The 11,794-nt window shown below is 73.4% G+C and carries 11 protein-coding genes and 1 tRNA gene; 7 read left to right on the top strand and 5 right to left on the bottom strand.

Annotated features, from left to right (window positions below; genetic code table 11):
- Window positions 1-165 precede the first annotated feature (165 nt).
- The 4 genes from ACFYUY_RS38910 to ACFYUY_RS38925 form a co-directional block, all read right to left on the bottom strand.
- On the bottom strand, window positions 166-1,338 hold the full coding sequence (locus ACFYUY_RS38910; RefSeq protein ID WP_387908078.1) for a M24 family metallopeptidase: 1,173 nt from the start codon (window positions 1,336-1,338) through the stop codon (window positions 166-168).
- Window positions 1,338-2,690: a dipeptidase gene (locus ACFYUY_RS38915; protein WP_387908051.1), complete on the bottom strand. Its 1,353-nt coding sequence runs from the start codon at window positions 2,688-2,690 to the stop codon at window positions 1,338-1,340. The genes ACFYUY_RS38910 and ACFYUY_RS38915 overlap by 1 nt, the downstream gene beginning before the upstream one ends.
- Window positions 2,690-3,073 (bottom strand): hypothetical protein, encoded by a 384-nt coding sequence (locus ACFYUY_RS38920; RefSeq protein WP_387908054.1) that lies wholly within the window; start codon window positions 3,071-3,073, stop codon window positions 2,690-2,692. The genes ACFYUY_RS38915 and ACFYUY_RS38920 overlap by 1 nt, the downstream gene beginning before the upstream one ends.
- Before the next feature lie 229 nt (window positions 3,074-3,302).
- Entirely contained in the window at window positions 3,303-4,832 is a 1,530-nt protein-coding gene (locus ACFYUY_RS38925) for an MFS transporter (protein WP_387908057.1), read from the bottom strand.
- A 124-nt stretch (window positions 4,833-4,956) separates the two neighbouring features.
- Between ACFYUY_RS38925 and ACFYUY_RS38930 the strand changes: the two genes are divergently transcribed.
- From ACFYUY_RS38930 to ACFYUY_RS38940, 3 genes are all read left to right on the top strand, one after another.
- Window positions 4,957-5,610: a helix-turn-helix domain-containing protein gene (locus ACFYUY_RS38930; protein ID WP_360219780.1), complete on the top strand. Its 654-nt coding sequence runs from the start codon at window positions 4,957-4,959 to the stop codon at window positions 5,608-5,610.
- A 42-nt stretch (window positions 5,611-5,652) separates the two neighbouring features.
- Entirely contained in the window at window positions 5,653-6,144 is a 492-nt protein-coding gene (locus ACFYUY_RS38935; RefSeq protein ID WP_360219783.1) for a hypothetical protein, read from the top strand.
- 104 nt (window positions 6,145-6,248) lie between these two features.
- Entirely contained in the window at window positions 6,249-6,836 is a 588-nt protein-coding gene (locus tag ACFYUY_RS38940; RefSeq protein WP_387908061.1) for a hypothetical protein, read from the top strand.
- Between the two features lie 99 nt (window positions 6,837-6,935).
- On the opposite strand, the gene ACFYUY_RS38945 is transcribed toward ACFYUY_RS38940, so the two are convergent.
- Window positions 6,936-7,424 (bottom strand): YajQ family cyclic di-GMP-binding protein, encoded by a 489-nt coding sequence (locus ACFYUY_RS38945; protein WP_360219788.1) that lies wholly within the window; start codon window positions 7,422-7,424, stop codon window positions 6,936-6,938.
- Between the two features lie 217 nt (window positions 7,425-7,641).
- On the opposite strand from ACFYUY_RS38945, the gene ACFYUY_RS38950 reads away from it, so the two are divergent.
- The 4 genes from ACFYUY_RS38950 to kdpB all read left to right on the top strand — a co-directional run.
- Window positions 7,642-7,722 (top strand) — tRNA-Tyr (locus ACFYUY_RS38950).
- A 734-nt stretch (window positions 7,723-8,456) separates the two neighbouring features.
- Window positions 8,457-8,546, top strand: a complete 90-nt coding sequence (gene kdpF, locus ACFYUY_RS38955; RefSeq protein ID WP_097237446.1) for a K(+)-transporting ATPase subunit F — start codon at window positions 8,457-8,459, stop codon at window positions 8,544-8,546.
- Window position 8,547: 1 nt separating this feature from the next.
- The gene (gene kdpA / locus ACFYUY_RS38960) at window positions 8,548-10,212 is read left to right on the top strand and encodes a potassium-transporting ATPase subunit KdpA (RefSeq protein ID WP_387908064.1); all 1,665 of its coding nucleotides are present in this window, start codon (window positions 8,548-8,550) and stop codon (window positions 10,210-10,212) included.
- A partial coding sequence (gene kdpB, locus ACFYUY_RS38965; RefSeq protein WP_387908067.1) for a potassium-transporting ATPase subunit KdpB occupies window positions 10,212-11,794 on the top strand: 1,583 nt, incomplete at its 3' end. The genes kdpA and kdpB, both read left to right, overlap by 1 nt.

Raw genomic sequence — 11,794 nt, forward strand, 5'->3', positions numbered from 1 at the left:
TCTTAAGAATTGCCCCGGCCGGCGCAAGGGCCCGCCGCCCCGGCCGGGCCGCGGGGACGCCGTCCGCGGTGGCCGGCGCCGGCCCCGGCCGTTCCGTGCGCCGTTCCATAGGCCGTTCCGTCGGTTGTCCGGTCCGCGGCCCCGCCGGCCGCTCCGTCCGCGGGCTCAGGAGACGGTGCCCAACTCGTGCGGGGTGTTGTTGAGCCGCCGCCCGCCGGTCGGGGTGACGGCGACGATGTCCTCGATCCGCACTCCGAAGCGGCCCGGCAGGTAGACCCCGGGCTCGATCGAGAAGCACATGCCGGGCACCAGCGGCCGCTCCTCGCCCTCGACCAGGTACGGCGGCTCGTGCGTGGTGATGCCGATGCCGTGCCCGGTGCGGTGGATGAAGTACTCGCCGTAGCCGGCCTCGGTGATCACCCGCCGGGCCGTCCGGTCGATCTCCTGGCAGCTGACGCCGGGCCGGACGGCCTCGAAGGCGGTCTGCTGGGCGAGCCGGACCACGTCGTGCACCTTCCGCACCTCCGCCGGGACGTCGGTGCCGACGTGCACGGTGCGGGTGGTGTCGGAGCTGTAGCCGTCCTTGAGGCCGCCGAAGTCCAGCACCACGGTGTCGCCGGGACGGATCACCCGGTCGCCGGCCTCGTGGTGCGGGTTGGCGCCGTTCGGGCCGGAGCCGACCACGGTGAAGTCGACCTGGCTGTGCCCGTACCGGATGAGCAGTGCGCCGAGGTCGGCGGCGACGTCCGTCTCCCGGCGGCCGGCGAAGGCGACCTCCAGGATGCCGCGGTAGGCGGCGTCCGCCGCGCCGCCGGCCGCGGCCAGCCGCTCCAGCTCGTCGGCGTCCTTGACGGCGCGCAGCATCGGCAGGGTCTCGGTGAGCGACGTGAAGCCGGTGCCGGGCAGCGCCGACTGGAGCCCCAGCAGGTGCATCGCCCAGGCGTTGTCGGAGATGCCGTACCGGCCGGCCGGGTCCAGCAGCGGGCCGGCGGTGGCGTACGGGTCCGCGCCGTCCGACCAGTCGAGCAGCCGGACGGCCGGGGCGCCGGGCGCCTTCTCGGCGTCCGGGCGCTCCAACCGGGGCACCACGAGGGCGGGTTCGCGGCCGGGGGTGAGCACCAGGGCGGTCAGCCGCTCGGTGATCGCGGTGGGCTGGTAGCCGCACAGGTAGACCAGGTCGGGGCCGGGGGCGACGACCAGCCCGGCCAGTCCGGCGGCGGTCGCCTCGGCGGTGGCCCGGGCCATCCGGGCGGAGTAGTCCTCGGTGGTGAAGGGTCGGGGCACGGTCGGGTCCTCCTCGGAACGGTCCGGGTGCTGCGCGGACTCACTGAACTCCATCACGTGCGGGCCGAGTTGGCGAAGTGCCGGAGGAACAACGCCTCGACGTGGGCCATGTGCTCGATCTCCCCGGGGTCGACGCTCTCGTTGGGCGCGTGGATCAGGCAGCGCGGCTCCTCGACGCCCATCAGCACGATCTCCGCGTCGGGGAAGGTCGTGGCGAACACGTTGCAGAGCGGGATCGAGCCGCCTTGGCCGAGGAAGGAGATCGGCCGACCGTAGACCTCCCGCATCGCCGCGTCGAGTGCGGAGTACGCGGGCCCACCGGTCTCCGCGCGGAACGGCGCACCGGCGCTCTCCCGCTCGACGTCCACCAGCACGCCCCAGGGCGCGGCGGACTCCAGGTGGGCGATCAGCGCGTCCTGGGCGGCCCGCGCCCCGGTGCCGGGCGGCACCCGCAGGCTCACCCGGGCCCGGGCGGTGGCCGGGACGGCGGCGGCGGAACCGACCACGGGAGGGCAGTCGATGCCGAGGACGGTCACCGCGGGGCGGGCCCAGAGCCGGTCGGCGACGGTGCCCGAGCCGGTCAGCCGCACGCCGTCCAGCACGCCGGCGTCGGTGCGGAACTGCGTCTCGTCGTAGCCGACGCCGCTCCAGCTCCCCGCGCAGTCCAGGCCCTCGACCCGGGTGCCGCCGTCGACGTCGCGCAGCGAGTCGAGCATCCGGATCAGCGCGGCGAGCGCGTCCGGGGTCGGGCCGCCGAACATGCCGGAGTGCATGTCGCCGCGGAGCGCCCGGACGGTCACCACCACGTTGACCACCCCGCGCAGTGAGGTGGTGGCGGTCGGCACGCCGACCGCGGCGTTGCCGGTGTCGCAGACCAGCAGCGCGTCGGCGTGCAGCTCCCCGGCGTGCGGCGGCACGTACGCCTCCAGGCCTCCGGTGCCCTGTTCCTCGGAGCCCTCGACGACCAGCTTGAGGCCGACCGGCACACCCTCGCCGAGCGCCCGCAGCGCGGTGAGGTGCATGACGATGTTGCCCTTGCAGTCGGCGGCTCCGCGCCCGTACCAGCGGCCGTCGCGCTCGGTGAGCCGGAACGGCGGGGACTCCCAGGCGGCGTCGTCGAGCGGTGGCTGCACGTCGTAGTGGCAGTAGAGCAGGACGGTCGGGGCGCCGGGCGGGGGTGGGCGGTGGCCGATCACGGCGTGGCTGCCGTCCGGGGTCTCCTCCAGGTGGACGTCCCGGAGCCCGGCCTCGGTGAAGGCACCGGCGACCCACTCGGCTGCCTCCCGGCACTTCTCCGGCGGGTACTGGCGGGGGTCGGCGACGGACGGGATGGCCACCAGTTCGGCCAGGTCGGCCTTGGCGCGGGGCATCAGCTCCGCGATCCGGAGGGCGAGTTCGTCGGTCATCAGCGCTCCCTGAGCGGTCGGTGCGGGCGATGCGGGTGAGGCGGGTGAGGTGCGGGCGGCGTGGGTGGCGTGGGTGGCGTGGGTGGCGGGGCGTCGGGGCGTGAGGGCGTGAGGGCGTGGGGGCGTGGGCCGCCGAAGAGGTCCCGGCGGCGGACGGCGTCGCGCAGGTCGAGGTCGTCGATCCGGCCCTCGACGTCGGCGAGCTCGTCCGGGCAGTCCACCGGGAGCACGATCGCCTCGGCCCGCACGATGTAGCGGAAGACGCAGGCCAGGCCGCAGACCGCCGTGGTCGGTGCGGGGCGCGGGCCGGCGACCGAACCGGTCGTCATCAGGGCGCGCGGCAGCCAGGACGCCCGGGGCGCGGCGGCCGTCCGGGCGCCCACCGCGTCGGTCCGCTCCCGGGTGGCCCGGCCCGCTGCGGGCGCCTCGGGCCCTCCCGTCGGGGTGAGGCCGCGTCCGTGGAACTCATGGTCCTCCTCCGGTACGGCCCCGGTCGGCGGTGCGGGCGGCGGGCCCACCCGGGGGCGGGGCCCCGGGCGGGCCGTACCCGGCCAGTTCACCCGGTTGCCCGGGGTGCCGCATGCGGCGTGCACCCGCCCGGGTGAGCGCCCGTCAGCCGGCGGAGGGGGCCGTCCGGGCCTCCGGCCACGCGGCGCGGCGCAGCGTCCGGCCCGCCGTCGCGGGCACCAGGGCCGCGGCGAGCAGGGCGGCGATCGCGGTCAGCGCGGCGGCGGGGGAGAGGTGGTCCAGCAGCAGGCCGCTGGCCAGCGTGCCGGCCGGCATGCCCGCGGTGATCAGCGTGATGGTCGCGGCGATGACCCGGCCGCGCAGCTCGTCCGGCACCTGCTGGAACACCAGCAGGTCGATCATCACCCGCAGCGCGGGGACGCCGGCCCCGACCACGAACAGGGCCGCGAAGACGGTCGGCGCACCGCCCGGCAGCAGCGGCGACAGCGTCACCGGCACGGCGGTCCAGGCGGTCGCCAACAGCAGCACGCCGGGCCCGGCCAGCCGGTGCAGCCGGGAGACCAGCACCGTGCCGGCCAGCGCCCCGAGGGCCTCGCCCGCCAGCGTCAGCCCGATCCCGCCGCTGCTGGTGCCGTGCTCGCGCAGGAGCACCATCACCGGCAGCACCAGGGCCGTTCCGGCGAGGTTGATGACCAGCAGGACGGCCAGGGCGGGGCGCAGCAGCGGGGCGTCGGCGAGGACGCGGAAGCCGGCCAGGGCGCCGCCGGGCTGCGGGGGCGCGGCGGGTGCGTGGCCGTCCTGAGTGTCGGGTGCGTGCTGCGGGCCGGGGGCGTGCTGCGGGCCGGGGGCGTGCTGCGGGTCGTGGGCGTCGGCGGCGGCCGGCTGCGGCCGGCCCGGGAAGCGCACCAGGACGGCGGCGGCCACCGCCAGCAGCGAGGCGAGCGTGGTGGCGAGGAACGGCACCGCACGGCCGAGCCCGAGCAGCAGGCCGGCCAGCGGCGGACCGGCCAGCGAGGCCCCGCTCATCCGGGCCTCGTCCTGTGCGAGGGCCTGCCGCAGCTGCTCCGGAGCCACCACCGACCGGAGGGCCAGCATCCGGATCGGGCCGCTGTACGAGACGGTGGCACCGACGACGGCGGCGACCAGCAGCAGGTGGACCAGGGTCAGCCGGTGCAGCGCCAGGGCCGCCGGGACGCTCGCGGAGGCGAGGAGGCGAGCGCCGTCGGCGGCGATCAGCACCCGGCGGCGGTCGAAGCGGTCGGCGACGGCGCCGCCGTGGACGCCCAGCACCAGCGTCGCCGTCATCTGGACGGCGCCGAAGGCCCCGGCGGCGGTGGAGGATCCGGTGACCGCGAGAACCAGCAGCGGGAAGGCGGTGTCGCCGATCCGCATGCCGAGGGTGGCGCAGGCCTGACCGGCCCAGAGGGCCTGGAAGCGCAGGTTGCGCCGGAGCGGGACGGGCGGGACGGGCGGGATGGGCGGGACGGCTGGGGTCCCGGCCGGAGCCTTCGCCTTCGCCGTGCCCGCCCCGTCGGTCGTCCCCGCCCCGTCGGTCCCCGCCCCGTCGGTCGCTCTCGCGGTGCCGGTCGTCCCCGCCGTGCCCGCCATGTCCACCCCGTCCGCCATGCCCGCCCCGCCGTTCGTGTCCTCGTCCGTGTCTTCCGTGGCGCGCATGTTCGCGCCTTCGACATCGTTCACGATGTCGTGAATGATGTCGGAGTCATGAGTGATTGCGCAAGAGTGAGTGCTCACTGGACCGTGATTGCACGCCGCGCCGACGATCTGCGAAGGTGAGCCCGTGGCCGAGCACGAACCGGAACCCGCCGAGACCGACGACCAGCCCGTCACCTGGATCAAGGAACGCCAGGTGGCGGATCCGGCCGTCCTCAAGGCGATGGCCGACCCACTGCGCCTCGCCATCCTCGGCGCCCTCAGCTCGGCCCGGGGCCGTCCGCTGACCGCCAAGGAGATCGCCGCCGAGCTCGGCGAACCGCAGACCAAGCTCTACCGGCACATCAAGCAGCTGGAGAAGGCCGGACTGGTCCTGGTCGCCGGCACCCGGCTGGTCTCCGGCATCGTCGAGAGCCGCTACGCGGCCGCCCAGGAGTCGATCCGGCTCGCCCCCGAGATGTTCACCGCCGACTCCCCGGCCCGCTCGGAGGCGTACGACGCCATCCTGGCCGCCATCGACCGGCTCCGCGGCGACTTCCAGGCCCAAGTCCTCGGCGACCGGCTGGACTTCAGCTCCCCCCGGGACGGCTCGGTCGGCCCGCCCGGCCTGTTCTCGCACTCGGTGCTGCGGCTCAGCCCGGACCGGCTGCTGCGGCTGCGGGCCCGGTTCGCCGAGATCATCGAGGAGTTGAACGCCGAGGGCCCCAGCACCACCGAGGACGCCATGGACGTGACGATCTTCACGCTGCTCTACGGGCTCCGGCCGGGCACGGAATCATAAACTCCGGGCCGACTGTCGGTGGGGTGGGACACGATGGCCGGCATGTCCTATGAACTCCAGGCGCTGATAGGAACATTGGAGCTGCTGACGGTGGCGGCGGCGGAGGTCCCGGCGGCCCGGGTGGTTCCGCTGGCCCAGGGCCTGGCCCTGATCCCGGTCACCCCCGAGGTGCGCGCCGCGCTCCAGGTCGACGACGGCACGCCGAAGCCCGTCCACGGGCCCGGCCCGGGCCGGCACCCGGACGGCTTCCAACTCCGGCTCGCCGCCTGGTCCAAGGCCGGGCCGGTGGCATGCGTCGAGGCCGACTACTTCGGCGGCACCGGCAGCCAGCGGGCCGTCGTCTGGGAGGACGGCCGGATCGCCCTCGGCCCGCTCGGCACCGGCGAGTTCGAGCCCTCCCCGGCCGAGGGCACCCCGATCTCCCGGGCGCTGCGCCGGATCGGCGCCCGCACCGAGGCCGGCCGGGCGGACGAGTTCGAGTCCGTCGGCCTGGCCGCCCACCGCAGCACCGGGGGCTGGGCGGACGCCGGCTGAGCCGCGCACCGTTCGGCGTACGTGCGGTGGCTGCACCCGGAGTACTGCCCCACGGTGTGAGTCAGGCGAACTCGCCTGACTCGCACTGAGAGGAAGCAGTACCCATGCGTGCCACCTGGATGACCGCCGCGCTGACGACGGCCCTCGTGCTGACCCCGGTCGCCACGGCATCCGCCACCCCCGCCGCCAACGGCGCGGCGGCCCCCCGAACCTCCACCGTCTCCACCGTCGCCGCGGTCGACCTCCCGGCGGCCGACGTGCCGCTGCCGGTCACCGTGCCGGGGGCACCGGCACTGCCGGCCCTCCCCGCGGCGCCCGCCCTGCCCTCCACGCCCTCCCTCCCCTCCACACCCTCCCTGCCGTCGACCCCGGACCCGTCCGCGGCCCTCGGTGCGGTCGGCGGCGTCGTCCAACTGCTCACCGGCCTGGTGTCGTCCCTGACCTCCGCCGTCCCCGACGTCGGCTCCACGCTGCAGGGGATCCTGGCGAGCCTGCAGAGCACCCTGCAGGGGTTGCTCGGTCAGCTCCCGGCGCCCTCGCTGCCGTCGCTGCCCCCGGTGCCGGCCCCGTCGAAGTCCGCGGGCACCGGTCCGTCGGCGTCCCTGGACGACCGGCTCGCCGACCTCAGGGCGCAGACCCAGGCCCTGGCCGACGCGGCCGCGGCGGCGCGCCCGCACCCGGCCGTCGGCTGACCCCGGGCCCGGTCCGCCGGAGCCCGCGCACACGAAGGCCCCGGTCCCGCAGCAGGCCTGCTGCGGGACCGGGGCCGCGCCGTGCGACCGGCGGCCGGGTCAGCGGTAGTTCACGAACTGGATCGCGAAGTCCAGGTCCTTGCCCTTGAGCAGGGCCTGCACGGTCTGCAGGTCGTCGCGGCTCTTCGAGCTGACCCGCAGCTCGTCACCCTGGACCTGCGCCTTGACGCCCTTCGGGCCCTCGTCGCGGATGATCTTCGCGACCTTCTTGGCATCCTCCGTGGAGATGCCCTCCTTCACGTCCGCGAAGATCTTGTACTCCTTGCCGGACAGCTGCGGCTCACCGGGCTCCAGGGCCTTCAGCGAGAGCCCGCGCTTGATGAACTTGCCCTGCAGGACGTCGAGGATGGCCTTCACGCGCTCCTCGCCGCTCGCCTTCATCTCGATCTTCTCGCCGGAGCGGCTGATCTCGCCGCCCACGCCCTTGAAGTCGAAACGGGTGGCGATCTCGCGGGAGGTCTGGTTGATCGCGTTGTCGACCTCCTGCCACTCGACCTTCGAGACGATGTCGAAACTGGAGTCGGCCATGGGTGTTGGTCTCCTTGATGCTCTGGCTTCACTGGCACGGCCCGCCCCACCGGGCGCCCGCCGTCCCAGCCTATCCAGCGCCACCCCGCCGCCGCCCCCGACAGCCACGCCGTACGCCTTGATCATCGCGTGACCTACCGAGTGGCGGAGCACCCCCCGGCATCGGGTATCGTTTACGAAGTCGAACGGGGCAAGCGCCCCGGGAAACGAAAATCCTGGCTGGTTGCCCGAGCGGCCAAAGGGAGCAGACTGTAAATCTGTCGCGCAAGCTACGCAGGTTCGAACCCTGCACCAGCCACCGGATGGAGAACGGCCCCCGATCTGCGGAGACGCGGATTGGGGGCCGTTCTCGTTTTCGCGCCGCGGCGCCGGGGGTGCACTTGTTGCGCATTGCTTGCAATTACTGGCAGCTGGCAGCAGAGTGGGGTCCGAGGGTGGGCCGGGCCGTTCAGCGTGAGTGCGGTGTCCCGGGTGCGCGGGTGCGCGCCGGGGGTCCTTCGCAAGAGCTGGTCGTCTTCCCAACCGGCGCCCGCCGGGACAGCGGCCCCCCACCCCCGTCCGGTGCAGCCATCCGTTCGGCGCCGCACGGCCGTCAGGAGCGCGTCAGGAGCGCCCGTCGCCGCGTCAGGGGCGCGCAGCCGTGACCGACCGCGCACCGCGCCCGCACACCGGTGCGGTGGTCCGCCGGCCGCGGACGGCCGCGGGTGCCGACGTGACCGGCTGACGCGCAGCTCAACGGCCCCGGAGGGTGTTCGCCCTCCGGGGCCGTTCGCCGTCCGGGGCCGTTCGCGTCAAGGTCCCGTCAACGTCCCGCCCTCACCCGTATGGAGGGCGTCAGGGCCCCCGTGACGCGCCCCCGGCGGCTGCTTGGCTGCATCTGCCGGCCTTCCGCCGGCGCCGCGCCGGGCCCCGGCCCGTTCGCGGCAGTCTCTCGAACCACGCTGGTGGAGCCATGTCCGATCTCATCTACGTCGGTGTCACGGTCGCCGTGTTCGCCGTCATCGCCCTGATCGCGCGGGGGGTGGAGAAGCTGTGAGCGCCGAGAACATCGCAGGTCTGATCGTGGCCGTCGCGCTGGTCGGCTATCTCGTCGTCGCGCTGATCTACCCGGAGAAGTTCTGACATGAGCTCCACTCTCGCGGGCTGGCTGCAGGCCGTCGCCCTGGTCGGCGCGCTGGCCCTGTGCTACCGGCCCCTGGGCGACTACATCGCCCGCATCCTGACCACCTCGAAGCACCTCAGAGTCGAGCGCGGCATCTACAAGGTGATCGGTGTCGACGGCGACGCCGATCAGCGCTGGCCGGTGTACCTGCGCTCGGTGCTGGCCTTCTCGGCCGTCTCCGTCCTCTTCCTGTACGGGCTGATCCGCCTGCAGGGCCACCTGCTGCTGAGCCTGGGCGTTCCGCAGATGGAGGGCCACCAGGCCTGGAACACCGCGATCTCGTTCGTCACCAACACCAACTGGCAGTCCTACAGCGGTGAGTCCGCGATGGGCCACCTGGTGCAGATGGCCGGCCTGGCGGTGCAGAACTTCGTGTCCGCGGCCGTCGGCATCGCCATCGTGGCCGCGCTGATCCGGGGCTTCACGCGCAACCGGACGGACCGGCTGGGCAACTTCTGGGTGGACCTGGTCCGGATCAACCTGCGCCTGCTGCTGCCGCTGTCAATCGTCTTCGCGCTCGTCCTGGTGGCGAACGGTGTGGTCCAGAACTTCCACGGCTTCCACGAGGTGACCAACCTCGCGGGTGACGTGCAGAAGATCCCGGGCGGCCCGGTGGCCTCGCAGGAAGTCATCAAGGAGCTGGGCACCAACGGCGGCGGCTTCTTCAACGCCAACTCGGCGCACCCGTTCGAGAACCCGACCGGGTTCACGAACTGGCTGGAGATCTTCCTGATCCTGCTGATTCCGTTCGCGCTGCCGCGGACCTTCGGCAAGATGGTCGGCGACAACCGCCAGGGCTACGCGATCGCCGCGGTGATGGGGATCTTCTGGGTGGCTTCGGCGGCCCTGATCACCTTCGCGGAGTCGCAGCACTCCGGTACCGCCCTGCAGGCGGCCGGTGCCGCGATGGAGGGCAAGGAGCAGCGGTTCGGCATCGCGGCCTCGGGCCTGTTCGCGGCGTCGACGACGCTGACCTCGACCGGTGCGGTGAACTCCTTCCACGACTCGTACACACCGTTCGGCGGCGGGATCACGATCTTCAACATGATGCTGGGCGAGATCGCGCCCGGCGGTGTGGGTTCCGGTCTGTACGGGATGCTGATCCTGGCGATCGTCGCGGTGTTCGTGGCCGGTCTGATGGTCGGGCGCACCCCCGAGTACCTGGGCAAGAAGCTCGGCGGCCGGGAGATGAAGTTCGCCTCGCTGTACATCCTCACCACGCCGACGATCGTGCTGGTCGGTACGGGTGTGGCGATGGCGCTGCCGGGTGAGCGGGGAGGGATGCTCAACTCGGGCGCCCATGGCTTCTCCGAGGTGCTGTACGCCTTCACCTCGGCCGCGAACAACAACGGCTCGGCGTTCGGCGGCATCACCGTCAACACCGACTGGTACGACACCGCGCTCGGCCTGTGCATGGTGTTCGGCCGGTTCCTGCCGATGGTGTTCGTGCTGGCGCTGGCGGGCTCGCTCGCCCGGCAGCAGCCGGTGCCGGCCACCCCGGGCACCCTGCCCACCCACAAGCCGCTGTTCGTGGGCCTGCTGTCGGGCGTCGTCCTGATCGTCGTCGGCCTCACCTACTTCCCGGCCCTGGCTCTCGGGCCGATCGCGGAAGGTCTCTCCTCCTGATGTCCACTCCCACGCTCACCCCCGCACCGGCCGACCAGGCCGACCGGGCCGAGTCCGCCGCGTCGCACAGAGTCTCCAGCGGCCTCCTCGACCCGAAGCTGATCGTCGCCTCGCTGCCGGACGCGGTGAAGAAGCTCGACCCCCGGGTGATGGTCAAGAACCCGGTGATGTTCGTGGTCGAGGTCGGCTCGGTGGTCACCACTGTCTCCGCGATCGCCAGCCCGTCCGTGTTCGCCTGGGTCATCACCCTCTGGCTCTGGCTGACCACCGTGTTCGCCAACCTGGCGGAGGCCGTCGCCGAGGGCCGCGGCAAGGCCCAGGCCGACACCCTGCGCAAGACCAAGACCGAGAGCGTCGCCCGCCGGCTCACCGACTGGCCCGCCTCGCAGGCCGAGGAGGAGGTCCCCGGGACGGCCCTGCGGCTGGGCGACCACGTGGTGGTCGAGGCCGGGCAGGTCATCCCCGGTGACGGCGACGTCGTCGAGGGCGTCGCGTCCGTCGACGAGTCGGCGATCACCGGTGAGTCCGCGCCGGTGATCCGGGAGTCCGGCGGCGACCGCTCCGCGGTGACGGGCGGCACCAAGGTGCTGTCCGACCGGATCGTGGTGCGGATCGCCTCGGAGCCCGGCAAGTCGTTCATCGACCGGATGATCGCCCTGGTCGAGGGTGCCGCCCGGCAGAAGACGCCCAACGAGATCGCGCTGAACATCCTGCTGGCCTCGCTGACCGTCGTCTTCCTGGTCGCCGTGGTGACCCTGCAGCCGATGGCCACCTACGCCGGCGCTCCGCAGTCGATGATCGTCCTGGTCGCCCTGATCGTGGCGCTCATCCCGACCACCATCGGCGCGCTGCTCTCCGCGATCGGTATCGCCGGCATGGACCGCCTGGTGCAGCGCAACGTGCTGGCCATGTCGGGGCGCGCCGTCGAGGCCGCCGGCGACGTCAACACCCTGCTGCTGGACAAGACCGGCACCATCACCCTGGGCAACCGCCAGGCCGCCGAGTTCCTCGCGGTGAGCGACGTCTCCACCGACGAACTGGCGAGCGCGGCGCAGCTCTCCTCTCTCGCGGACGAGACCCCGGAGGGCCGCTCGATCGTGGTCCTCGCCAAGACCGAGTACGGTCTGCGGGCCCGTGCCCAGGGCGAGCTGACGCACGCCACCTGGGTGCCGTTCACCGCCCAGACCCGCATGTCGGGCGTCGACCTGGACGAGGCCGACGGTGTCCACCAGGTCCGCAAGGGCGCGGCCGCCGCCGTGTCCAACTGGGTCGCCGACAACGGCGGCCGGGTCACCGACGAGGTCTCCACCCTGGTCGACGGCATCTCCGCCGCCGGTGGCACCCCGCTGGTCGTCGCGACGAAGGCCGGCGGCGAGCCCGCCCGCGTGCTGGGGGTCATCCACCTCAAGGACGTGGTCAAGGAGGGCATGCGGGAGCGCTTCGACGAGCTGCGCCGGATGGGCATCAAGACCGTCATGATCACGGGCGACAACCCGCTGACCGCCAAGGCGATCGCGGAGGAGGCGGGCGTGGACGACTTCCTCGCCGAGGCCACCCCCGAGGACAAGATGGCCCTGATCAA

The sequence above is a fragment of the Kitasatospora sp. NPDC004745 genome, assembly GCF_042873275.1.
Taxonomy (GTDB): Bacteria; Actinomycetota; Actinomycetes; order Streptomycetales; family Streptomycetaceae; genus Kitasatospora.